Below are 23,198 nucleotides of genomic sequence, written 5' to 3' on the forward strand. Positions count from 1 at the left end.
CGAAGATCAAAGGGGGCTGTGGCCTGCTGGCACAGCCCCCGGGAGGCTACGAGCGGCGGCGCGGCTTGGCCCGCTTGGCGCCGCTTCCGGCCCGGGAGCCGCCCGACTTGGCACCGCCCGCCCTGGCACCGCCGGACTTGGCACCGCCCGCCTTGGATCCGCCGGACTTGGCGCTGGCTCGCGGGGTCTTGGCGCCGGGCTTTCCCGTACGCGACGAGCCGGACTTCGCAGCGGACGCCGCGCCCTTCTTCACCTGCTTGTCGTCCTCCTGCCCGCCCCTGCGCCCGCGGGTGCTGTTCACGGTGCGGCCGCGCACGATCCCGATGAAGTCGTCCACGAGGTCGGTGGTCCGCTCCTCGGGCCAGGCGAGGGCGACCTGCGACTGCGGGACGCCGGTGATCGTCCGGTACGTGAGGTCCTTGCGGTGGTGCAGTCGGGCCAGGGACTGCGGGACGACGAGGAGGCCGATGCCGGCGGCGACGAGTTCGATGGCGTCGGCGGTCGTCGCGGGCCGCTCGAACGCGGGCTGCCCCGGCGGCTTCTCCCAGTCGAGGGGGTCGTCGAGAGGGTGCAGGACGATCTCGTCGGCGATGTCGTCCGCGCTCACCTCGTCGAAGGCGGCCGCGAGGTGGTCCTTGGGGATCACCACGACCGAGGTCTCGGTGTAGAGCGGGATCGCGCTGAAGTAGTCCCGGTCGACCGGGAGCCGTACGAGGCCGGCGTCCGCCTCGCCGTCCCGGAGCAGGTCTTCGGCCTCGGCGGCCGGGACCGCGACGAGGTTCAGGGGGACGTCGGGCAGCCGCTCGTTCCAGATCCGCACCCACTTCGCGGGGGTCGCGCCGGGGACGTAGGCGAGCCGGAACGAAGGGGTTGCTTCCGAGCCAGTCACTCCGCCAGGTTACCGGGCGTGGTCGGCGCCACGTCACCCGGCGTGGTCGGGAGGGAGGCCGTCGCCCGTGGTCGGAGGGAGGCCGATCGGCTCGTTACCCTTGACACCATGACGACGCAAGCGAACTCCCAGACGATGAAGCCCGCGACCGCGGCGAAGAAGCTGGGTGTGTACCTCCAGGCCACCCCCGCCGAGTTCCAGGAGGGTGTCGTCTCCCGCGCGGAGCTCAGCGCGCTGCAGGCCGACCCGCCGGAGTGGCTCCAGGAGCTGCGCCGCAACGGCCCGCACCCGCGTCCCGTGGTGGCATCGAAGCTCGGTGTCTCCATCGCCGGGCTCGCCCGCGGTGGTGTCACGGAGCCGTTGACGACGGACCAGATCGAGGCCCTGAAGCAGGAGTCCCCGGAGTGGCTGCGGAAGGAGCGCGCCACCCAGGCCGAGGTCCGCAAGGAGGCGATCCGCCTCAAGGAGAAGAAGGCGGAACAGGCCCAGAAGGCCGCCGAACAGGGCCGCTGACTGCCACAGGCGCAGCACCCGCAAACGTCCGGGCCGGGACCGCCCCCGTAAAGGGAGGCGGTCCCGGCCCGTCGTACACCCGGCCCGTCGTACACCCGGCGAAGCGGACGCCCGGCGAGACGCCTCAGAGGGGCACGGACTACGCCTGGAACCGGTTGGCCAGGATCTCCTCCGCCTCTGCGAAGGTCGGCTGCCACCAGGTAGTGATGGGCTCCCAGACCCGGATCTTGCCGGTGATGTCCAGGTCGTCGGAGGTGAAGCTGGCGCCGGGGTGGGCGGGGGCGCCGGCGACGGTGATGTAGTCCACCTGGCGGGTCTCGGGGTCGGCCGGGTCCTCGATCGTCCGCACCGCGGCGTGCCCGGTCTTGCCGGGGGCCAGGGCGTACGGGCCGCTCTCGCCGATCGGCATGGGCAGGGCCGGGCCGTCCAGGTCGCCGAAGGTCACCGTGGGGATGCGGTCGACGGCGCACTTCTTGGCGCTCTTGTTGGTGACCCGGATGTGCAGCACGTTCGGGTACGAGCCGGACTCCGGTTCGACGGTCTCGGCGGCCACCCGCACCTGGTTCGCGCGGCACTGCGGCGTGCCCTTGCCGCGGGCGTCGGGCGCGGCGGGCTGAGCGGCGGCGGCCGCGCCTGCGGCGGTGAGGAGCAGGGCCGCGGCGAGCGCGGTGGCGGCGGTGCGGGTGAGCATGGCGGTTCCCTCGCGGTTCACGGTCGGAAGGGTCAGTTCACTGGATGCGTACGGGCGTTGTCCGGTGTGACACGCGAGGGGCGGGATCGGTTGTACGTGCCGCCGGGGGCGGGGCCGGTGCGTGCTGCGTGCTGTGCCCCGTGGTCGAGGGTCGGCTCCTCATGGGGTGACCGGGTCCGGGGGTGTGCCGTCGCCGAACGGGCGGCCGCCGAGGTCCTCGCGGCCGTGCGGGGTGGTCCAGCCCGCCGGGTCGGGGCCGAGGGGGACGATGCCGGTGGGGTTGATGCCGGTGTGCACCTGGTAGTAGTGCCGTTTGATGTGGTCGAAGTTCACCGTGTCGCCGAAGCCGGGCGTCTGGTACAGGTCGCGTGCGTACGCCCAGAGGACCGGGTCCTCGGAGATCTTGTAGCGGTTGCACTTGAAGTGGCCGTGGTAGACGGCGTCGAAGCGGACGAGCGTGGTGAAGAACCGGATGTCGGCCTCGGTGATGGTGTCGCCGACGAGCCAGCGGCGGTCGGCCAGGCGCTGCGAGACCTCTTCGAGGCGGCGGAACACGTCCCGGCAGGCCTCCTCGTACTCGCTCTGCTCGCTGGCGAACCCGGCGCGGTAGACGCCGTTGTTGAGGTCGCGGTAGATGCCCTCCATGACCGAGTCGATCTCGTCGCGCAGCGGCTCCGGGTAGAGGTCGGGGGCGCCGGGGCGGTGCAGGGCGGTCCACTCGGTGGCGAGGTCGAGGGTGATCCGCTGGAAGTCGTTGGTGACGAGCTTGCCGCTGGGCACGTCGACGATCGCGGGCACGCTGACCCCGCCCGGGTAGTCCCGCTCGCGGGCGTCGTACGCCTCGTGGAGGTAGCGGATGCCGAGCACCGGGTCGCGGTCGCCGGGGTCGAGGGTGAAGCGCCAGCTGCGGTCGTCCTGGATCGGGTCGGCGACGGCGAGGGACAGGGCGTCCTCCAGGCCGAGCAGGCGCCGTGAGACCAGGGCGCGGCTGGCCCAGGGGCAGGCGAGGCTGACGACGAGCCGGTAGCGGCCGGGCTCCACGGGCCAGCCGTCGCGGCCGTCGGCGGTGACGCGGTCGGCGAAGTGGCTCTTGGACCGCTTGAACTTCTTGTGCCCGTACGCGGCGTTGCCGTCGCCCTGGCTGCCTTCATCGCGTTCGGTGGCGTTCACGGCCGGTCCTCTCCGTCGCGGGCCGCGCTGCTCGCACGGTCGGCACAGCGCTCTCGCGGGCCGGGCTGCGGTTCGGCCCGCTCTGCCACCATCGCGGGCGCGGGGGCACCCGCGCAATCACAGCGGCCGGTCCGCGATCCCCACGGAACCGCCGGCACGGCCGTGACCAGCCACATCGCACCGGCGGACGGCATCGGGGAACTTGTCCTGACGCCACCGTGACACCATACTGGCGCCATGGATCTCACGCCCTACGTCGACCACCTCCGCCAAGAGCTCGCCGTCGCCGCGGAGGCGGGCGGCGAGGAGAGCCGCGCGCTGGCCGAGCGCCTCTCCGCGCCCCTGGAGTCCGCCACCCGCCTCACGCTGCTCGAAGCGCTGTCGGCGGCGATGGCCGAGGTCACCCAGGACCTGGCGCCGGGCTCCGTCGACGTACGGCTGCGCGGCCGCGACCCCGAGTTCGTGGTGACGGCCCCGGCGGGGACCGAGGCGTACGAGGAGAGGGCCGAGCCGCCCGCGCCTCCGGTGGCGCCGCCCGCTCCGGTCGACGGGGACGACGGCGGCACGTCGCGCATCAACTTCCGGCTGCCCGCGCACCTCAAGGCGCGTGTCGAGGAGGCGGCGGGGCGCGAGGGCCTGTCCGTGAACGCCTGGCTGGTACGGGCGGTGGCCACGGCGATGGACACCAGCAGCGCCGCGCACTCCCCCGCGCGCGGGCGCGGCCGCGGTCACCAGGGGTTCACGGGCTGGGTCCGCTGACCGGCCCGGAACACCGCGGGAGACCCACCACAGCCACGAGGACAGGACGGCCACGACCATGCCGACTTTCGACACCCCGGGACCGGTCTCGGTGACCCTGGAATTCGACCTGGGCTCCGCACGGATCGTCGCGGGCGAGCGCCGCGACACCGTCGTGGAGGTGCTGCCGCGCAACGGCGCGGACGACAACGACGTACAGGCGGCGCAGCAGACCAAGGTGACCTGCTCGGGCGGGAAGGTGCTGGTCAAGGGCCCCCGGAAGCGGTCGCTCTTCGGCAGGCCGGGCAGCCTCGACATCACGGTCGAGGTGCCGTCGGGCTCCGACCTGCAGGGCGGTTCCCCGATGGCCGACCTGGTCTGCGAAGGCCCGCTCGGGCACTGCGAGTTCAAGACCTCGCTCGGCGACCTGCACGTGCAGCAGGCGGCCACGGCACGGCTGCGCACGAGCCACGGCGACCTCACCCTGGGCCGGGTCGACGGTGCGGCGGAGGTGAACGGCGCCGGCCGGATCGAGATCGGCACGCTTGGCGCCGCGGCGACGGTGCGCAACGGCAACGGCGACACGGTGATCGGGGAGGCGGTGGGCGACCTGAAGGCCAACTCGTCCAACGGCCGCATCTCGGTGGATGTCGCGCACGCCTCCGTGGACGCCAAGTCGGCCAGTGGGCACATCCGGGTCGGGGACGTGGCCCGTGGCCGGATCACGCTGCGGACGGCGGCAGGCGACCTGGAGGTCGGCATCCGGGAGTCCACGGCGGCGTGGCTGGACGTGAGCACGGCCGTCGGCTCGGTCCTCAACTCCCTCGGTACGGCGGAGGGCCCGCGGAGCACGGACGAGACGGTGGAGGTACGGGCGACGACGAGTGCGGGGGACATCGTCGTCAGGCGCGCCTGAGCGACCGGGCCGAGTGGCCCCGTACGAGACGCGCCTGACGTGACGTCAACTCGTCAACTGCCGTGCCGGAAAGGTCAGTACGGCCGGTCCCCGGCGATCGCTACGCGCTCCGCGACCCGTCGCGCGTCCCCGTAGTCGTTCACGGCGTAGTGCTGCGTGGCGCGGTTGTCCCAGAAGGCGATGTCGCCGGCCTGCCAGCGGAAGCGCACCTGGAACTCGGGCACGTGCGCCTGCTGGAAGAGCAGCCGGAGGAGTTCGTCGCTCTCGGCGCGCTCAAGGCCGTGGACGCGGGTGGTGAACGAGGTGTTGACGAACAGCATGCGGCGCCCGTTCGCGGGGTGGGTGCGCACCACCGGGTGGGTCACGGGCGGGAAGACGTCCTGCATCGGGGCGAGCCGCTCGGGCCCGTAGAAGCGGCGGAAGCCGGGCAGGAAGTCGTGCTCGGCGGTGGCCCGGTCGATGCGCGCCCGCACGTCCTCGGGCAGGTTGTCGTACGCGGCGGCCATGTCCGCCCACATGGTGTCGCCGCCCCGCGGGGGCACCTCGCGCAGTTGCAGCACCGCGCCCATGGCGGGCCGGGGCCGGAAGGTGACGTCGGTGTGCCACACGTTCTCGAAGCTGGGCGTGGTTCCCGCGCTCTTGTCGAAGCGTACGACGTCGTCGCTGTCCCCCGACTCCAGGAGCGGGTTGGTCTCCAACTCGCCCCAGCTGCGGGCGAATTGGCGCTGATGCTGGGAGGTGAGGTGCTGCTGCCGGAAGAACAGCACCTTCCATTCGAGCAGCGCGCGGTTGAGCTCGTCGCGCAGCTCGGGCGTCAGCGGCCGGGACAGGTCGACGCCGCTGATCTCGGCGCCGATGGTCGCGGACTGCGGTGCGAGAGCGAAGAGTTCGTACGGCCGCTCGGCCACGCCGTCCGGCAGGCGGCGCAGCACGCGTCGGCCTTCGTAGAGGCCGTTCGGCGGGATCTGGGCCGTGCGCAGCGTGGGCGCGGCGGGTGCGGGGGTGGTGGTGGTCGGCGTCATCGGCGGGCTCCCGGGGGCTGAGGGCGGGGCGGCGGCACGTCCGGCCGGGCGTCCCGGCCCGTTGTGGCGCATGAGCCGTCACAGGACACGGCGTCGCGGATACGGGGGTACGGGGTACGGGGAACGCCCGGATGGGACGCGGTGCGCCCCGCCGGTGGAAGGGGGTGGTGTGGCCGCGTCGGCGGCGAGGGACGGGAAGGCGTCCGCTACAAGCCGCTGCGCGCACAGCCGCAGCGGTCCGGCAGGGTGCCGGAGCGGGCTGCGGTACAGGTCAGGTGCGCGATCACGTACTCATCCTGCGGTCCGGGGCGCCGCGCGGTCAAGCCCGGCCGTGCCCGCCCCGGCCCCGCCCCGCTCACCGTCCCCGGACGGCACCGCCCAGGAACGGCACCGTCAGCCACGGGCTGTCGGGGTCGGTGACGAGGGCGCGGTGGGCTTCGAGGACCGTGGTGTACCAGCTGCCGAACTCCTCCTCGTCGAAGTGCAGACAGCGGCCGAGTACGTAGCCCGCGGAGAACTCCTCCCACGAGTGGTAGGCGGCGCGCGCCCCGGCGCCGGCCCGTTCGATCGCCTCGTACATCTCCGGCTCGGTGGCGTAGCGGGCGCCGCGGCCCCAGCGGGCCATCTTCGAGGCGCGGCCGACGTCCCAGGCCGCGACGGTGCGCACGATGCCGCCGGGCGGGAGGAGTCCGTCGGCGCGGAAGCGGGCCTCGTACCGCATGATCTTGCCGACGAGGCCGCGGAGTTCGACGACGAACGCGTCGAACTCGGCGTCCGCGCCCGGCCGGTGGTCGCGGCCGCCGCGTCGGAGGCGTTCGCGGAGGGTCGACTCGACGGTGTCGCGCCAGGCGGCCTCCTCGACGATGCCCGGGGTGGCGAGCAGCAGCTTGTCGCGGGCGGCGAGCACGAAGTCCCAGTACCAGGGGCTGACTTGGCGGGTGAGGAGGCGTTCCTGGATCTCCAGCCAGTCGGCGCGGCTGTCCACGCCCCACCACTCGCTGAGCCGCTCGATCTCGTTGTGGTAGCCGGTGCCGTGCCAGTGCAGGGTGTTCCAGGCGTCGCCGTTGCCGTAGCAGAGGTGGGCGCCGCAGGCGAGGCCGTGCAGGAGCGGGCCGAGGTCGGGGACACCGTTGCCGCTGCGCCGGGTGAGGACGCGGTCGCCGAAGGCGTCGGGCTCGAAGAGGTCGCAGCCCAGCTCGTACCAGACGTCGCGCTCCTCCTCGTCCACGGCGAGCAGCAGTTGGCAGGGCGTGCCGGCGTTGACCATGAGGACGTCGGCCTCGGCGGGCAGGATCCGGGCGAGGCGCGCCAGGTTGGCGAACTCGAAGACCATGTCGGGGTGCGGGCGGGGCAGCAGGCCCTCGGTGTAGACCGGCACCCAGAGCCTGCCGTCTCGCTCGCGCGTGAACATCGGGAACTCGTCCTCGCCCGCGGCGTCCGCGTCCTCCCGCCAGACGGGGTAGTAGACGCCCTCGGCGGCGAGGGTGCGCAGGTAGGCGTACGTGTGGTCGCGGCGGCTCAGCCGGTACAGGTGCTGCTCGACATCCGTCGGGGCGAGCCAGCGGACGCCATCCTCGGGGTCGGGGATCTGCGGAAAGCCCTCGTCGTGGTCCACGTCCCGCACGTCGACCACATCGTGTTCCTGCGCTGAGCCCCCGTCGGCCGTGTGCATGCCGTTTCCCCTCCGTGCGGATCTCCCGGAGGCACGGTATCGGACGTACGCACGGGCCTTCGGGGCGGGCGTCAAGTGCACGCGGACAAGGACTGATCGCCCCGCCGCGCTGTCGGTAGCGGTCCGAACCCCCAGGCCAGGATGGGGAGTTCGATAGCGCCGCGATCCCCCGTCGAACCGGCGGCCCGCCGGTCTGTACGTACCCAGGCAGGCAAGCCGCAGGGGCGAGAGCTGAGCGGCGCCCGCGGACGCACAGTACCGCCCGCAGGCGGAGGCGACGGGCCCGACCGCGCTCAAGACGCGGCCGATCAGACCGAGTCCAGCGAAGGTGGCGTTCAACTGGCAGCCTTGCGAGGCGTGTTGATCGCGTCCGGCGCCGAGGAACACCCCGAGGCCATCCGAGCCGGGAGACGGCGGCGTGTCGGCTGCCGGGGCGGTTGTTGATCCCGGCGAGCATGGCGCCGAGCTCGCGGCAAGGACGCCCACGGTGCGCCGTTGCACGAGCAGAGCGGCAAGCAGCGGCGGCCCGCAGGCCTGTGGGCGCGTCTCCCGGACGTGACATGTGTGCCGGGTGGGACGCGCCCCCGCGCGTGGGGGCACGGGCGGGGTTCCGCCTCCGGGCTCCCGTGCGTACGGTCGAGGTGACACGACAGCGCACAACGGGGAGGGCGCGCCATGGAGGACACGGCAGCGGGCGACGACGGGCCGCCGCCGGGTCCCGGGACCGGGGAGCCGGATCTCGCGGTGGCGGTGGTCGTGTACCGGGTGGGCCTGGAGCTCGGAGCGGACGACAAGGTGCTGTTGTCGGCGTTCGAGGCCGCACTCGTGGAGTCGGGCATGGAGAACCTCGACCACGGCCTGGAGGACTCGCTGGGCGTGTTCCAGCAGCGCCCGAGTCAGGGCTGGGGCTCAGCGGAGCAGGTGACGAACGTGGCGTACGCGTCACGACAGTTCTTCACGCGGGCGCTCACGGTCGAAGAGGAGAACCCGTCACTCACGCCGGGCCAACTGGCGCAGGCCGTCCAGGTCTCGGCGTACCCGGAGCGGTACGACCGGCGGGAGGCGGAGGCGCGGGAGCTGATCGCTCGGACGGAGCAGGAGCTCTAGGGTCCGAACGGTCAGCGGCGCGTCGCGGCGAGTGTGACATGGATCGGGCCGCCGTCCAGGGCGGCGTCCCGCACCCAAGACCCGCTGATTTCACGCGAGTTGCCCGTGCGCAACGGGCCGCGCACCCGCTCGCTGTGCAGCGTACGGCCGTCCTGCGTGACGGTGAGCGTCGCGCCGCCGCGGGCGGGCAGCGGCTCGGCTGCGCGTACGAGGAAGCGCTGCGTGTCGTCGGCGGGGAGGTCGCGCGGCAGGCGGCCCGGGGTGATCCAGCGCAGCGGCGGGGCGACTGCGAGCTGCGGACCGAACGCGTGCGGGCGGTCCTCGTGGGCGAGCAGGCGCCGTACGGCCGCCGCGGCGGTGTGTCCCTCGGCGGCGGCGGTCGCGGCGGTCTCCGCGGCGTGCAGGACGTTGCCGACGGCGAAGACCCCGGGGACGTCCGTGCGGAACGCCGTGTCGACGAGCGGCCCGCGGGTCGCGCGGTCCATGCGGAGGCCCGCGCCGCGCGCGAGTTCGGCCTCCGGGACGAAGTCGCCGGTGAACACCAGGGTGTCGCAGGGGACTTGGGTGGTACGGCCGTCCGCGTGCCGCAGGCGTACGCCGGTCAGGCGGCCGCGGCCGAGCACTTCGGTGAGCGTGGTGCGGGTGAGCAGCGGCACGGTGCGGCGGAGCCGGGCGTCGGCGGCGCGCAGCGGGGGGATCTGCGGCCGGTCGAGGTCGGTGAGCTGGGCGACGACGGTGACGCCCGCGCGGCGCAGCGTGTCGAGGGCGGCGTACGCGACGGGCTCGGTGCCCACGACGACGGCTCGGCGTCCGACGTACTGCCCGTACAGGTGCACGGCCTGCTGGAGTTCGCCGGTGGTGAGGATCCCGGCGGGGCGGGTGCCGGGCACGAGGCGGGCGGCGCGGGGGCGTTCGCGGGCGCCGGTGGCGAGGACCAGGGCGCGGGCGGTGATGCGCTCCAGGCCGTCGGGGCCGGTGACGTCGACGGTGCGGGCCTCGGGGATGCCGGTGACGGTGGTGGAGGTGCGGACGACGGCTCCGGCGTCGGTCGCGGCACGCGACCGGGCGGCGGCGAAGCGCGGGCCACTGGTCCAGGGCGTGCCGAAGCCCCCGTGGTGGCAGTGGCGCGGCACGCCACCGGCCTGCTGTTCGCGTTCGAGCACCTCGACGGTGCCGCAGTCGGCGGCGGCCAGATGCTCGGCGGCGGTCAGACCGGCCGGACCCGCCCCGACGATCAGCACGTCGACCTCGCGCACCCGCCGACCCAAGGCCCTGCCCGCCTCGCCCGTCCCGCCCGTCCCGTTCACCACGGTGTCAACTCCCCGCTCTGTCACGACAGTTCGCCGTCGAAGAGGTCCCGCAGCGCCGCCCCGCAGTGAAACCCCTGGCACCGCCCGCCGCGCGCCCGCGTCCGCCGCCGCAGGCCTTCGAGGCTCGCCGGTGGCACCGTACTGCCGAGCGCGTCGCGGATCTCGCCGAGGGTGACCCGCTCGCAGTGGCAGACGATGCGGCCGTAGTCGGGGTCGGCGGCGATGCGTCCGGGGTCCTGGTAGGGGCGCTGGGTGCGTTCGCCGAGGCTCGGCATGCGGACGGGCGGGAGGCTCGTCGGCGTACCGAGGTCGAGGCCAGCTTCGGCGAGGAGGCCGGTGACGTGGGCGGCGATCGCGAGGGAGGCGGTGAGGCCGGTGGAGCGGATGCCGCCGACCGTCACGTACCGCTGCTCCGCCCAGGAGTCGATGCGGTAGTCGTCCTCCTCGGTGGCCGCGCGCAGGCCCGCGTAGACCGTGGTGACCTCTTCCTCCAGGAGTTCGGGGAGGATCCGGGCGCCCTGGGTGTGCAGCGCGCTCAGGCCCTGTTCGGTGGAGTGGGTGGCGGTCTTGTCGTGGAGGTCCTCGGCGGTCGGGCCGAGCAGCACGTTGCCGAAGACGGTGGGCGCCACGAGGACGCCCTTGCCGAGCGCCGTGGGCACCGGCAGCAGGATGTGGTGTACGAGGGCGCGGGCGGGCTTGTCGAAGACGACGAGCTGGCCGCGGCGCGGGGTGACGGTGAAGGTCGTGCGGCCGAGCATGCGGTCGACGGTGTCGGCGTGCAGACCGGCCGCGTTGACGAGCCAGCGGGCGTGCAGCGGGCCGCGTTCGGTGTGCAGGGTGTGGCCGCCCACCCCTTCGCCTTCCGCCCATGTGACGTGCTGTAGGCGGGAGTTGAGGTGCAGGTCCACGCCCGCGCGTACGGCCTGGGTCGCGTAGGCGAGCGGGGTGGTGAACGGGCAGATGATCGACTCGTCCGGCACCGCGAGCGCGCCGAGGGCCCCGGGACCGAGGTGGGGTTCGCGGGCGTACAGCGCGTCGGCGTCGACGACCCGGGCCGCCTCGTAGCCGTTCCTGGCGGCCTTGGCGGCGAGGCCGGGAAGGGCGGCGAGCTGGTCCTCGTCCCAGGCGACGAGGAGCGCGCCGACGGGTTCGACAGGGATGCCGCACTCGGCCGCGTACGCACCGAGCAGGGCATGGCCCTCGCGGACGAGTCGGGCCTCCAGGGTGCCGGGGGTGGCGTCGAACCCGGTGTGCAGGATCGCGGTGTTGGCCTTGGACGTGCCGTCGCCGACGTCGTGGGACGCCTCCACGAGCGCGACGCGAACGCGCCGGTGGCGGGCGAGTTCGCGGGCGATGCCGGCGCCTACGACACCGGCGCCGATGACCACGACGTCGTACGCGGCAGAGTCCTGGAGGGGCCCGTAGCGGGTGACGCGGCCCTCGGCCGCCGGGGCGTTCACGCCGGGCTCCGTTCGACGAGTGCCGCGACGGCCTCGCGGAAGCGGCCGAGGCGGTGCGCGGCCTCGTCGGCGCCGATCCGCGGCTCGTACACGGTGCCGCCCGCGCGGCGCGGGACGACCTCGCCGGGAGTGAGCTTCGGGTTCAGGCCGATGCGGGCGACGGCGGCCGCGCCGAGCGCGGTGGCGTCGGGCAACTCGGCGACTTCGACGGGGAGTTGGAGGAGGTCGGCCTGGGTCTGCATGAGGAGGGCCGAGCGGGTGAGGCCGCCGTCGACGCGCAGGGACCGCAGCGGGGTGCCGAGGTCGGCGGCGACGGCGTCGGTGAGCTGGACGACCTGCGCGGCGATGCCCTCGCAGAGGGCGCGTACGACATGGCCGGGGGTGGTGTCGAGGCCGAGCCCGGTGAGGGAGCCGCGGACGTCGCCCCGCCACCAGGGCGCGGCGAGCCCGGCGAGGGCGGGCACGAACGTGACGCCGCCCGCGTCCGGGACGCGTCGGCCGACCGGGTCCAGGTCCGACGCGCCCCCGATGACGCCGAGTTCGGTGAGCCAGCGCACCGCCGACGCGGCCGTGTAGACCTGGCCGTCGAGGCAGTAGCTGCTGCGGCCGTCGAGGCGCCAGGCCACGCAGCTGACCAGGCCGGATCCGCCCCGGCGCGGCCTCTCGCCGGTCGGGGCGAGCAGGAACGCGCCGGTGCCGTAGGTGCACTTGGCGCCGCCGGGCTCGGTGACGTCCTGGGCGAGGAGGGCGGCCTGCTGGTCCACGAGCAGCCCGGTGAGCGGGAGTTCGGGCCCGAAGGCGGTGGTGGTGCCGACGGGTCCGGCGGCGTCGACGACCCGGGGCAGGGGCTCGTCGGCGAGTTGGAAGAGGTCGAGGGCGCGCGGCGACCAGGTGACCGTGTCGAGGTCGAGGAGCTGGGTGCGGCCCGCGGTGGCGGCGTCGGTGACGAAGGCGCCGGTGAGCCGGTGCACGAGCCAGGCGTCGCTGGTGGTCACGGCGCCGTGGCGGGTGCGGTGGCGGCGGATCCACACCATCTTGGGCGCCGCGAAGTAGGGGTCGAGGGGCAGGCCGGTGAGGTGCCGCAACTCGTCGGCGTACGGGGCGAGTTCCTCGCAGAGCGGGGCGGCTCTGCGGTCGTGCCAGACGACGGCGTCGGTGAGCGGCTCACCCGTGTCCCGGTCCCAGGCGAGGACCGTCTCGCCCTGGTTGGCGAGTCCGACGGCGGCGACGGGTTCGCCCGCGTCGGCGAGGGCCGCGCGGCCAGCCGTGACGACGGAGTCGAACAGCTCGGCGGGGTCGACCTCGCAGAGCCCGCCGGGCAGATGGCGGGGGCGCACGGGCGCGGAGCCGGTGCCGATCACGCCGCGCTCCGGGCAGACGACGAGGGCTTTCGTGCCGGAGGTGCCCTGGTCGACGGCGAGCACCGGGCGGTCGGGCTGTGCTGCGCGGTCGGCATGTGCTGCGCGGTCGGCATGTGCTGCGCGGTCGGCATGTGCTGCGCGGTCGGCTGTGATCACCGCGGCAGCGTGCAACAGGGTTCGCGGCCCAGTCAAGAGACCCTGCCCCGCACCCCGTTCGTTCATGCCTGGCCCCGTACTTGACGGATTCGATCAAGACAGTTTCCCCGACCCGGCCAGAATCGGAACCTTCCGCTCTACACTGATCGCCGACCAACCAGGCTCTGCCGTACGGGAGTTCGCGCGACGTTGCACGGACGGCCCGCGCCCGGTCCTGCCCGCCCTCGGGGAAGAGGGGTTGACCAGAGGATTCATGCCTATGCCGCCCGCCCGCCCGGTGTACCACCCAGCCGGGCACGACGCCGCCCTGCGCGCCGTCCTTGAGGACCTCAGGGCGGGCCGCTGGGTGTCGACCCGCACCCTGCTCGCCGAGACCGCCGACTGGGGCGTGTGGACCCAGCGCACGCAGATCCTCGCCACGGCGGCGGCCGGCTCCGACGTCCTGCTGGCGTGGCGCGCCGAGGAACCGTACAGCGTCGTCCTGACCGTGCTCCACGCGCGCGTGGCGGTCGAACGGGCCCTGCGCGCCCACCGCTCGGGCCACCAGCGCACCGCCGAACTGTGGCGCGAGGCGGCCGAGGCCTGCCGGCACGCCTCGCACGCCTCCCCCGAGGACCCGGTGCCGTGGATCGGGCTGCTTGCGCTCGCCCAGCTCGACGAGGGCAGGCACTGGGCGGAGCACCGCCTTCCGGCGCCCGAGCCGATGCTCTTCGACGGCCCCTGGCAGCTCCTCGCCCAGGCCGACAAGCGGGACCCCGGCAACCGCGAGGCGTACCACCGGATGCTGCAGTTCGCGTACCAGCACCGGCCCGGCGCCTCGATGACGGCGGCCGTCAACTTCGTCCAGTGGGCGGCTTCTTCGGCCCCCGCGGGCTCCGCCCTGCACGTACTCCCGCTCTACGCGCGCGTGGAGCGCTACCGCCGCGAGGGCGGCCACGAGCGCGCCCTCGACCTGCACTGGATCTCCGAGGAGGCGACCCGGGGCGCGGTGCACGCGCTGCGCCTGTGGTTCGACCACTCCGCGCCGGACACGCGGTCGCTGCTCGACCTGGGCCACCTCGCGCACGCGTTGTGGGGCGCGCACCAGTTCCACGACGCGCTCCGGGTGTTCGACGCCCTCGACCCGTACTTCACGGTCATCCCCTGGTCGTACCGCACCACCTCCCCCGGTTCGTCCGAGGCGGCGGCCGACCTGTTCGTCCAGGCCCGCTCCCGCTGCCGGGCCGCCGTCGGACGCGGGGGCCGCGACCGCCCCTGACCCGCACACCGCCCGATCCCCACCTCACCCTGTCCCCCTCCGGAGGTACGCGCGTGTCCCGCCCCACCCTGTCGAAATCCGCACCGCCCCCGCAGGTGCGGGACGAGGAAGCCCGGCTGAGGGAGCTCGGCTACCAGCCGGTCCTGGCCCGCCGCATGGGCGGCTTCGGCAACTTCGCGATCAGCTTCTCCGTGATCTCGATCCTGTCGGGCTGCATGACGCTGTACGGCTTCGGCCTCGGCACCGGCGGCCCCGCGGTGATGATGTGGGGCTGGGCGGGCGTCGGCCTGTTCGTGCTGTGCGTCGGCCTCGCGCTCGCCGAGGTGACGAGCGCGTACCCGACGTCCGGCGCGCTCTACTACATGGCGGACCGGCTCGGCGGGCGCCGCTGGGGCTGGTACACGGGCTGGCTGAATCTGCTCGGTCTGCTCGGCGCGATCGCGGGCATCGACTACGGCGCCGCGCTCTTCACGGGCGCGCTGCTCGACCTGCAGTTCGGCTTCCAGGCCACGCCGGGCTCCACCTTCGTGATCTTCCTGTGCATCCTGCTCGTGCACGCCCTGCTCAACCTGTTCGACGTCCGCCTTGTCAGCCTGCTCAACTCGATCAGCGTGTGGTGGCACGTGGCCGGCGTCGCGCTGATCGTCGGCGTCCTGATCATCGCCCCGGACAGCCACCGCACCCCGGGCGAGGTGTTCGGCCACTTCGTCAACGACACCGGCTGGGACAACCCGCTGTACGTCGCGGCCATCGGCCTGCTGCTCGCCCAGTACACGTTCTCCGGCTACGACGCCTCCGCGCACCTGTCGGAGGAGACCTCGAACGCCTCGGTGTCGGCGGCGCGCGGCATCGTGCGGGCCATCTGGGCCTCCTGGATCGCCGGTTTCGTCCTCCTCGCGGGCCTGACCTTCGCCATCCAGGACTACGAGAAGACCGCCGCGGCCGACGTCCCGCCCGCCCAGATCATGATCGACGCCGTCGGTACGACCGGGGCGACGGGCCTGCTGCTCGTGGTGATCGTGGCCCAGCTCTTCTGCGGCAACGCCGAGGTGGCCGCCGCCAGCCGCATGGTGTTCGCCTTCAGCCGGGACAACGCGCTGCCCGGTTCAGCGCTGTGGCGCAAGGTCAGCCCGCGCAACCAGACCCCGGTCCCGGCGGTGTGGCTCTCCGTCGGCCTCGCCGCCCTGATCGCGGCGCCCTCCCTGTACTCGGCGACCGCGTACGGCGCCGTCACGGCCATCAACGTCATCGGCATCACGCCCGCGTACGCCATCCCGATCTTCCTGCGGCTGCGCGCGGGCGACCGGTTCACGCCGGGGCCGTGGAACCTGGGCCGGTGGAGCAAGCCGATCGGCTGGGTCGCGGTTTTCTGGGTGGGCTTCGTGACGATCCTGTTCTGCCTGCCGCAGTCCGCCCCGGTGACGGCCGACTCGATGAACTACGCGTCCATCGCCCTGGCCGTCGTCCTGATCCTCGCCACCGCCTGGTGGTTCGCCGCCCGCGGCTCGTACAGCACGCCCTCGGCGTACGGCTCGGAGCGGGAGCAGGCGGAGATCTCGGAGAGCATCGTCTGAGCTGTTCGAGCTACTCAATCACCGGAGGGGCTGAATTCTCAGCCCCTCCGGCGATTGAGAACGAGCCCGCAGGGCGACCAGTCGGCGCCCGAGTCGACGGTGTGTGCCTGCGCGCTCGACACCGGCCACTGACCGCACCACACCAGCCACTCCTTCCCGCCCATCTGGCGCGGTTCCGAACTGCGGAATATATTTTCCGCTATATCGCGCAGCAGGTGACCATCCCGTGCACCGACGGCATTCCGCGCACCCTTGGAAGGAGAGGCCTTGCACAGCCCTGCCCCGCTGCCCCACGGCTCCGCCCCGCTGGTCAGACGAGCCGCCGCCGAACTCATCGGCACCGCGTCGCTCGTGGCCATCGTCGTGGGCTCCGGCATCCAGGCCACCGCGCTCAGCGCCGACATCGGCGTACAGCTCCTTGCCAACTCACTGGCCTCGGCCATCGGACTCGGCCTGCTCATCGTCCTGTTCGGACCGGTCTCCGGCGGCTACCTCAACCCCGTGGTGACCCTGGCCGCCTGGTGGGCGGGGCGGCACGACGGCTCGGGCCCGCGCGCCCGGGACGCCGCCGCGTACGTCACGGCCCAGGCCGCGGGCGCGGTGGTGGGCGCGCTGCTCGCGGAGGCGATGTTCGGGCGGGCCAGGATCGCCTGGTCGACGCAGGCGCGCATCGGCGACCGCCTGCTCCTCGGCGAGGTCGTCGCCACCGCGGGCCTGGTCCTGCTGATCTACGGCCTGACCCGCATCGGCCGCCCCCAGCTCACGCCGGTCGCGGTGGCGGCGTACATCGCGGCGGCGATCTGGTTCACCTCGTCCGGTTCCTTCGCGAACCCGGCGGCCACGATCGGCCGCGCCTTCACGGACTCCTTCACCGGCATCTCCCCCGCGTCCCTGCCGGGCTTCGTCGCGGCCCAACTCGCGGGCGGCGTCATCGGGGTGGCGCTCGGGACACTCCTGTTCGGCCCGACCCGCGGCACCCCGCCGCCACCGGACCCACCCGTCAGCCCGGCCCTCCCGGCGGAGTAGGCGGGGGCCCTGCGGCGCTTCTTCCCACCCCGCCCCTTCCCGAACTGGGGCTCCGGCCCGGAGGGGCTGGTTCTTAAGGGGCCCGGGGCTGTGACATTTGCGGGTCCGCCGCGTGGGCGCGACCAGCCACGACGGCGCCGCAGCCGAACGACGAAGCCGACGGCAGCCACGCGGCGCCAGCTGCATATCGGACACAGCCGGGAAGGGGCAGGAAGGGGAGAACCCCCTACCCCAACTCCCCCACATACGGCGGCTCCGCCCCCGCCCGCGAGCAGGTGAGGGCAGCCGCCCTCGCCGCATACCCCAGCACGTCCCGCCACTGCTCCGCACCGAGTTCCGCACCCGGACCCGTCAGCGCACCGTGCCGGTCGAGACGGTGCAGCAGCGCCGCGTTGACCGTGTCGCCCGCCCCGATCGTGTCCACGACCTCCACCGGCACGCCGGGCACATCGATCCGGCCACTCGCACGCGTCAGCGCCGTAAGCCCGTCACCGCCGCGCGTGAGCACCACCGCCGACGGCCCGAGCCCCAACCACCCCTTCGCCGCCGCGACGAGATCGTCCGACCGCGCCAGCCACACCGCATCCTCCTCGGACAGCTTGAGCAGCGACACGTACGGCAGCCAGGCGCGGAACCGGTCCCGGTACGCGTCCGGGTCGGCGATCAGCCCGGCCCGGATGTTCGGGTCGAGCGCCGTGAACGTGCCCCGCTCCGACTCCCGCCGCATCAGCGCCTCGTACGCGCTCGCGCCCGGCTCCAGGACGAGCGAACACGTCCCGAACGACACCGCGCGCGTGGCCTCAGGCAGCGCGGCGGGCAGGGCGAAGAGGCGGTCGGCGGCGCCCTCGACGTGGAAGCTGTAGGAGGCCGATCCGTCGGCGGCGACATGGGCGACGGCCAGCGTGGTCGGCTCGTCACCGCGCTGCACGAGCGAGGTGTCGACCCCGTCCGCGGCGAGCCCGCCGAGCAGCGCCGTACCGAAGTGGTCGGTGGAGAGCCGCGAGCAGAACGCCACCGGCGAGCCGAGCCGACCGAGCGCGACGGCCGTGTTGTACGGGCCGCCGCCCCGCTTGGGCAGCAGCGCGGGCAGCTCGTCCTCGGCGGCGGGCCCCGCGGGGACGAGGTCGATGAGGGCTTCGCCGGCGACGACGATCATGAGCTGGCCTTTCTGGTGGCAGTACGGGTGGACGGAGGCGAGGCTGAGCGGGACGGGACAGGAGGAGACAGGACGAGACGGGACGAGACGGGGCGGGGGCTCGTGCCGGGAGCCGTGTCACGCCCCGTCCGGCCCGCAGCCGCAGGACTCTCGGTGGACGAAGGCGCAGGGCAACCGGACGGTGCGCGGGGCCCGTTGAGGTTCGGTGAGCCGGTCGACGAGCAGGCGCAGGGCCGTGGCGCCGATCTCGCGGCTGGGCTGGTCCACCACGGTCAGCCGGGGCTCGAACACGTCCGCCCAGGCGAAGTCGTCGAACCCGGCGAGCGCCATGTCGTCCGGCACCTCGAGCCCCGCCGAGCGCAGGGCCCGCAGCGCGCCGATCGTCATCGTGTTGTTGGCGGTGACCAGGGCGGTGGGCGAGCGGTCGAGGGCGAGCAGCTCGCCCGTGGCCCGCTCGGCCCCCTCGGCGCTCGACTCGCCGCCGACCACCAGGGCCGGGTCGTACGGCAGGCCCGCGCGGTCGAGTCCGCTGCGGTGGCCCGCGATGCGCTCCGTGGTCGTGGAGAGGCCGGGCGCGCCCGCGACCAGGGCGATCCTGCGGTGTCCCGCCGCGGCGAGATGCGTGACGAGGAGGGCGACCGGCTCCTCGTTCTCGGCGCACACCTGGTCGTGGCCGTCCCCCACGAGCCGGTCGAGGAACACTGTGGGCAGCGCGGTGCGCCGTATGTAGTCGAGGAGCGCGTCGGGCCGGGCGGACGGCGCGACGACGAGTCCGTCCACGCGCCGCTCGTGCAGCAGCTTCACGGCCCGCAGCTCGTGCTCGGGGTCGTCGTGCGGGTCGGCGATCAGCAGGCTGTAGCCGTGCTCCAGGGCGCTGGACTCGACACCGCGCAGGATGTCCGTGAAGTACGGGTTGGCCGTCGCCGACACCGAGAGCCCGATCGAGTGCGTACGCGAGGTCACCAGGGAGCGGGCCAACGTGTTGTGGGTGTAGCCGAGTTCGTCGATCGCGGCCACGACCGCCGCGCGGGTGGCGGGCCGCACCGGCCGCGTCTCGTTGACGACATGCGACACCGTGGCCACGGACACGCCCGCGCGCCGCGCCACATCCACCATCGTCGCCACAGCTCTCCCGGCCCTTCCACCGTCCCGATCGACCCTTCCACCGTCCCGATCGGCCCTTCCGCCCTCTCGGCCGGGGGCCCGAACCTACCTCATGAAACCTGAGACGTAAACGTTTACGCAATCGTTTACCCTCGAGGCCGCCACTTCCCGCGCCTGACCCCACCCCCACGCCACCCCCGCCCCGCCCCCGTCCGGCCGCGGGCATGGCTCTCGTCACCCAACTCCCTTACAGTTCCGCCACGTTGGGCCATGTCAGGGTGCCGCCTGGGCGGCCGGGACGGAGGATCGGCATGACACGGACATCAGGGGGAACAGGGGCCGGACGGGCTCTGCGGGCTCTGCTCGCCTTAGGCGTGGCCGCCGGGCTCGGCCTCGGACCGGCGGCCGGCACGCAGGCGCAGGGAGCCGAGCGGGCGGCCGGCTCGTACGGCGCGACGACCGGGGTCGGGGTCCACAACGCGTACGAGAAGGGCTCGTACCCGTACTTCGCCGATGCGCTCGACTCGGGCGCGGCGATGCTCGAACTCGACGTGTGGACCAATGCGTTCGGCCCCTCCTGGCGGGTCTCGCACGACAACCCGGTGGGCAACGACAACAACTGCGAGAACGCGTCGAGCCCGGCGGAGCTGCGCACCAAGGCGCGCGACCAGGACCTCGGCGGCTGCCTGGCCGACATGCGCGCGTGGCACGAGGCGCAGCCCGGGCACCGGCCCGTACTGATCAAGATGGAGCTGAAGGACGGCTTCCAGGGCAGGCACGGGCGCGGCCCCGGGGATCTCGACGCGCTGCTCTCGGCGAAGCTGGGCGACGCCCTGTACCGTCCGGGCGACCTGGCGGGCGGGCACGCGACCCTCGACGACGCGGTACGGGCCGAGGGCTGGCCCGAACGGGAAGCGCTGGCGGGGAAGTTCGTGGTCGAGCTGATCCCCGGCACGGTCGAGGAGGGCAACCCGGCGGACTCGCTGTGGACGGACCGCGAGTACGCGACGCATCTGCGGGATCTGGCGGCGGCCGGCCGGCTCGGCGAGGCGGGCGCGTTCCCCGCGGTGCACACGGCGGAGTCCGGCGATCCGCGCGGCCGGTACGAGGACGCCTCGCTGCGGCCATGGTTCGTCGTCTTCGACGGGGACGCGTCGGCGTACGCGAACGGCCCGATCGACACGGGCTGGTACGCGCGGCACGGCTATCTCCTGGTCATGACGGACGCGCACAACGTGCCGCCCGCGATCGACGGCGTGAACCCGCCGGAGTCCGCGGCCCGTGACCGGGTCGTCGAGCTGGCGGGGCGGCACGCGAGCGTGGTGTCGTCGGACTGGTACCCGTTGCCGCGGGTCCTCGCGATGGTGGTGGGCCGGGGCACCGCCTCGTAACGGGCCTGCATTTGCCGTCTCGGCAACAAGGTTTGTCAAGATCGTACGGCCGGGCGCACTCTGACCGCACTGGGACGACGAGCCGAAGGAGTACGGCGATGAACGAGGCAGCCACGACCGACACGACGGTCGAAGCAAAGGTGTACGACGCCGTGGTGGTCGGCGGCGGAGCCGCGGGCCTGAGCGGGGCCCTCGCGCTGAGCCGGGCGCGGCGCTCGGTCCTGGTGATCGATTCGCGCCGGCCGCGCAACGCGCCCTCCGACGGCGTGCACGTCTACCTGGGCCGGGAGGGCACCCCGCCCAGCGAGCTGATGGCCGACGGCCGCGAGGAGATCCGCCGCTACGGCGCGGAGGTGCGCACGGGCGAGGTGGTCTCCGCCGAGCGCGACGGCTCCGGCTTCCTGGTGGCCCTCGCGGACGGCACCGCCGTACGGGCCCGGCGGCTCCTCGTGACGACGGGTCTGGTCGACGGGCTGCCGCAGGTGCCGGGGGTCGCGGAGCTGTGGGGCTCGGACGTGCTGCACTGCCCGTACTGCCACGGCTGGGAGGTGCGGGACCAGCGCATCGGCGTCCTGTCGACCGGGCCGCTCGCCGTGCACCAGGCGCTGCTGTGGCGGCAGTGGAGCGACGACGTGACGCTCTTCCTGCACACCGGCCCCGAGCCGGACGACGAGCAGTACGAGCAGTTGGCGGCGCGCGGCATCGCCGTGGTGGACGGCACGGTCCACGAGCTGGTGCGGGCCGACGGCCGCCTTGCCGGGGTGCGGCTCGACTCGGGCCGGGTGTTCGACATCGCGGCCCTGGCCGTCGCGACCCGGATGAACGCCCGCGCGGAGTGGCTCACGCCGCTCGGCCTCGAACTCGCCGAGCAGGTCGTCCAGGGCACGGTCGTCGGCCGCCACATCCCGGCCGACCCGCTGGGGAAGACGGCCGTACCGGGCGTGTGGGCGGCGGGCAACGTGGTCGAGGTCAGCGGCCAGGTGATGGTCGCGGCGGCCGCGGGCCTGCGGGCCGGGGCGGCGGTCAACGCCGACCTGATCGCCGAGGACACCCGGGCGGCGGTGGCGGAACGCCGCGCGGCCGCCGAACCCGGACCCGCCCCGGTGGGCGCCGAGCCCGAACTCGCCCCGGTCGGCGCCGCCTCCGCCCCGCCCCGTGGCTCGTACGCCCCGTTCTCCGCGCGGGACGAGCGCGAGGTCTGCGAGCGGGTCGGAAGCGCCGGCCGCCACCGCCTGTGACAGCCACGGGTCCCGTGACGGCAGCTGACGCCCACCGGGGCTGTCACTGCTGACACCACCGGGCCGTCCCTGCTGCTGACACCACCGGGCCCGCCAGGACCGCTGCCAGCCACCGGGCCCACCAGGACCGGTGACCGCCACCGGGCCCGCCACGGCCGACGACAGGCACCGACGCCTGCCCCGCCCCGCCCCGCCCTCACCAACTCCCCGCCGCCGCCTCGCACAACAGCCCCGTGGGACGCGGCACCGTACCGTCCGTGCCGCGTTCCACGTCCTGCAGCAGATGCTGGATGGCGCACACCGCCGCCGGGCAACCGAGCGAGACGGCCTGGGCGAGGACGCGGTGGGCGCGGCACCAGGCACGGCTGCGGCGGCCGGTGAGGTGGTCGACCAGGGCGAGGCCGTACTGCCCGAGGCAGCGGATCAGCAGATCGCGCTGCGCGGCCGGGTCCCGCAGCGCGCCCCTGATGTCCCGCAGGCCCTCGGCCGGGTCGCCGCGGCGCGGGCGACGCTGCTCTTGCCGACACCGACACCGGCCGCGCCGACGACGCTGAGGAGCCGACCCGAGGCGAGCAGCCGGCGCACCGTCGCCAGCTCCGTGTCCCGTCCGACCAGCGCCACGGGAGCCCGTACGCGCCCCTCACCGCCCCGGCGCCCCGCCCCACGCTGGTGCTCGCGCACGCTCCAACTCCCCGTTCACCGGGTTACTCCGAGGATGCCCCGTCCTTTAGGGCGGGGAGGAATCGGACACCTGCGGAGCAGGGCAGGGAGAGTTGAATCGCCGCCAGGGCGATTCGGCGTCCACCGTCGGCGCCCGTGCGGAGGAGCACGGCAAGGACCGATGGGGCCCAACTGTCGGCCCTTCCAAATAGGTTGATGTGTATGACGGTGGGGGCGAAGGCGGATGGTGCCGGGTGTGCTCGGTATACGTATCGTCTGCGCCTGTCGCGTTCGGCGCGGCGCGCGCTGGAAGCCGAGTGGGACCGGTGCCGTTGGGTCTGGAACGAGTGCGTCGCGACGTCCAAGGCCGTGCACCAGGCCGCGAAAGCGAGCGGTGAGAGGCTGGCGTGTGGTCCGGCCCGGCTGGACCGGATGCTGACCGAGGCCCGCAAGGGTGCACCGTGGCTGCGTGAGGGTGCGTCGGTTCCTCAGCAGCAGCTCATCCGTGACTTCGGCAAGTCCCGCGCCAAAGCGTTGAAGGACATCGACGGCCGGCTGCCGGTGCGGCAGCGGGCGGGGATGCCCCGTTTCAAGAAGAAGCGCGAAGCGGAGCCGACGCTGAACTACACGAAGTGCGGCTTCCGGTTGAAGGACGGTCGCTTGCATCTGGCGGGCGGGGTCGTGGTGCGGCCGGTGTGGTCGCGGGAGCTGCCCGGGGCGCCGTCCAGCGTGCGCGTGTACCGGGACAGCGTCGGGCACTGGTATGCCTCGTTCGTGACCACGGCC

The 23,198-nt window shown here is 73.7% G+C and carries 20 protein-coding genes and 1 pseudogene; 10 read left to right on the forward strand and 11 right to left on the reverse strand.

The features are described from left to right. Positions 1-46: 46 nt before the first annotated feature. The gene (locus QIT00_RS23920; RefSeq protein ID WP_282537425.1) at positions 47-889 is read right to left on the reverse strand and encodes a LysR family transcriptional regulator substrate-binding protein; all 843 of its coding nucleotides are present in this window, start codon (positions 887-889) and stop codon (positions 47-49) included. 108 nt (positions 890-997) lie between these two features. Between QIT00_RS23920 and QIT00_RS23925 the strand changes: the two genes are divergently transcribed. Beyond that, on the forward strand, positions 998-1,402 hold the full coding sequence (locus tag QIT00_RS23925; protein WP_282537426.1) for a DUF5997 family protein: 405 nt from the start codon (positions 998-1,000) through the stop codon (positions 1,400-1,402). A 139-nt stretch (positions 1,403-1,541) separates the two neighbouring features. Here QIT00_RS23925 and QIT00_RS23930 read toward each other — a convergent pair whose 3' ends face one another. Together QIT00_RS23930 and QIT00_RS23935 are read right to left on the reverse strand one after the other, a co-directional pair. After that, positions 1,542-2,114, reverse strand: coding sequence for a DUF4232 domain-containing protein (locus QIT00_RS23930; protein ID WP_282537427.1), 573 nt, complete (start codon positions 2,112-2,114; stop codon positions 1,542-1,544). A gap of 138 nt (positions 2,115-2,252) precedes the next feature. Beyond that, complete coding sequence (locus tag QIT00_RS23935) at positions 2,253-3,263, reverse strand: glutathione S-transferase family protein (protein ID WP_282537428.1); 1,011 nt, start codon at positions 3,261-3,263, stop codon at positions 2,253-2,255. Between the two features lie 237 nt (positions 3,264-3,500). On the opposite strand from QIT00_RS23935, the gene QIT00_RS23940 reads away from it, so the two are divergent. Together QIT00_RS23940 and QIT00_RS23945 are read left to right on the forward strand one after the other, a co-directional pair. After that, positions 3,501-4,022 carry a hypothetical protein gene (locus QIT00_RS23940; protein WP_282537429.1) on the forward strand — a complete coding sequence of 174 codons (522 nt, stop codon included), beginning with the start codon at positions 3,501-3,503 and terminating at the stop codon, positions 4,020-4,022. Positions 4,023-4,080: 58 nt separating this feature from the next. Next, positions 4,081-4,917 carry a DUF4097 family beta strand repeat-containing protein gene (locus tag QIT00_RS23945; protein WP_282537430.1) on the forward strand — a complete coding sequence of 279 codons (837 nt, stop codon included), beginning with the start codon at positions 4,081-4,083 and terminating at the stop codon, positions 4,915-4,917. A 74-nt stretch (positions 4,918-4,991) separates the two neighbouring features. Here the strand turns inward: QIT00_RS23945 and QIT00_RS23950 are convergent, their stop codons facing one another. Together QIT00_RS23950 and QIT00_RS23955 are read right to left on the reverse strand one after the other, a co-directional pair. Continuing rightward, a complete protein-coding gene (locus QIT00_RS23950) occupies positions 4,992-5,939 on the reverse strand; it encodes a TauD/TfdA dioxygenase family protein (protein WP_282537431.1) in 948 nt (315 codons plus the stop codon). A gap of 355 nt (positions 5,940-6,294) precedes the next feature. Next, positions 6,295-7,611: a DUF1266 domain-containing protein gene (locus QIT00_RS23955; RefSeq protein WP_282537432.1), complete on the reverse strand. Its 1,317-nt coding sequence runs from the start codon at positions 7,609-7,611 to the stop codon at positions 6,295-6,297. 675 nt (positions 7,612-8,286) lie between these two features. On the opposite strand from QIT00_RS23955, the gene QIT00_RS23960 reads away from it, so the two are divergent. Next, positions 8,287-8,718 (forward strand): hypothetical protein, encoded by a 432-nt coding sequence (locus QIT00_RS23960; protein WP_282537433.1) that lies wholly within the window; start codon positions 8,287-8,289, stop codon positions 8,716-8,718. A gap of 11 nt (positions 8,719-8,729) precedes the next feature. Here QIT00_RS23960 and QIT00_RS23965 read toward each other — a convergent pair whose 3' ends face one another. The 3 genes from QIT00_RS23965 to QIT00_RS23975 are packed head-to-tail and all read right to left on the reverse strand — an operon-like array spanning position 8,730 to position 12,912. Further along, positions 8,730-10,028: an NAD(P)/FAD-dependent oxidoreductase gene (locus QIT00_RS23965; protein WP_282537434.1), complete on the reverse strand. Its 1,299-nt coding sequence runs from the start codon at positions 10,026-10,028 to the stop codon at positions 8,730-8,732. Between the two features lie 20 nt (positions 10,029-10,048). After that, complete coding sequence (locus QIT00_RS23970) at positions 10,049-11,488, reverse strand: FAD-dependent oxidoreductase (protein ID WP_282537435.1); 1,440 nt, start codon at positions 11,486-11,488, stop codon at positions 10,049-10,051. After that, the gene (locus QIT00_RS23975; protein WP_282537453.1) at positions 11,485-12,912 is read right to left on the reverse strand and encodes an FGGY family carbohydrate kinase; all 1,428 of its coding nucleotides are present in this window, start codon (positions 12,910-12,912) and stop codon (positions 11,485-11,487) included. Before QIT00_RS23975 ends, QIT00_RS23970 begins: the two co-directional genes overlap by 4 nt. A 346-nt stretch (positions 12,913-13,258) precedes the next feature. On the opposite strand from QIT00_RS23975, the gene QIT00_RS23980 reads away from it, so the two are divergent. The 3 genes from QIT00_RS23980 (at position 13,259) to QIT00_RS23990 (ending at position 16,863) form a co-directional block, all read left to right on the forward strand. Continuing rightward, positions 13,259-14,263 (forward strand): hypothetical protein, encoded by a 1,005-nt coding sequence (locus tag QIT00_RS23980; protein WP_282537436.1) that lies wholly within the window; start codon positions 13,259-13,261, stop codon positions 14,261-14,263. A gap of 53 nt (positions 14,264-14,316) precedes the next feature. Continuing rightward, complete coding sequence (locus QIT00_RS23985) at positions 14,317-15,837, forward strand: amino acid permease (RefSeq protein WP_282537437.1); 1,521 nt, start codon at positions 14,317-14,319, stop codon at positions 15,835-15,837. Between the two features lie 267 nt (positions 15,838-16,104). Next, positions 16,105-16,863 carry an aquaporin gene (locus QIT00_RS23990; RefSeq protein WP_282537438.1) on the forward strand — a complete coding sequence of 253 codons (759 nt, stop codon included), beginning with the start codon at positions 16,105-16,107 and terminating at the stop codon, positions 16,861-16,863. A 226-nt stretch (positions 16,864-17,089) separates the two neighbouring features. On the opposite strand, the gene QIT00_RS23995 is transcribed toward QIT00_RS23990, so the two are convergent. Together QIT00_RS23995 and QIT00_RS24000 are read right to left on the reverse strand one after the other, a co-directional pair. Beyond that, entirely contained in the window at positions 17,090-18,019 is a 930-nt protein-coding gene (locus QIT00_RS23995; RefSeq protein WP_282537439.1) for a carbohydrate kinase family protein, read from the reverse strand. Positions 18,020-18,136: 117 nt separating this feature from the next. Beyond that, the gene (locus tag QIT00_RS24000) at positions 18,137-19,144 is read right to left on the reverse strand and encodes a LacI family DNA-binding transcriptional regulator (protein ID WP_282537440.1); all 1,008 of its coding nucleotides are present in this window, start codon (positions 19,142-19,144) and stop codon (positions 18,137-18,139) included. Positions 19,145-19,434: 290 nt separating this feature from the next. Here QIT00_RS24000 and QIT00_RS24005 point away from each other — a divergent pair, with 290 nt between their 5' ends. Together QIT00_RS24005 and QIT00_RS24010 are read left to right on the forward strand one after the other, a co-directional pair. Further along, the gene (locus QIT00_RS24005) at positions 19,435-20,514 is read left to right on the forward strand and encodes a phosphatidylinositol-specific phospholipase C domain-containing protein (RefSeq protein ID WP_282537441.1); all 1,080 of its coding nucleotides are present in this window, start codon (positions 19,435-19,437) and stop codon (positions 20,512-20,514) included. A 98-nt stretch (positions 20,515-20,612) separates the two neighbouring features. Beyond that, positions 20,613-21,752 (forward strand): NAD(P)/FAD-dependent oxidoreductase, encoded by a 1,140-nt coding sequence (locus tag QIT00_RS24010; RefSeq protein WP_282537442.1) that lies wholly within the window; start codon positions 20,613-20,615, stop codon positions 21,750-21,752. A 423-nt stretch (positions 21,753-22,175) separates the two neighbouring features. On the opposite strand, the gene QIT00_RS24015 is transcribed toward QIT00_RS24010, so the two are convergent. Next, positions 22,176-22,433 carry a hypothetical protein gene (locus QIT00_RS24015; RefSeq protein ID WP_282537443.1) on the reverse strand — a complete coding sequence of 86 codons (258 nt, stop codon included), beginning with the start codon at positions 22,431-22,433 and terminating at the stop codon, positions 22,176-22,178. 201 nt (positions 22,434-22,634) lie between these two features. Between QIT00_RS24015 and QIT00_RS24020 the strand changes: the two are divergent. Beyond that, positions 22,635-23,198, forward strand: a pseudogene (locus QIT00_RS24020) (RNA-guided endonuclease TnpB family protein); the annotation flags it as partial.

Source organism: Streptomyces luteolus (assembly GCF_029968015.1).
Lineage (GTDB): Bacteria > Actinomycetota > Actinomycetes > Streptomycetales > Streptomycetaceae > Streptomyces > Streptomyces luteolus.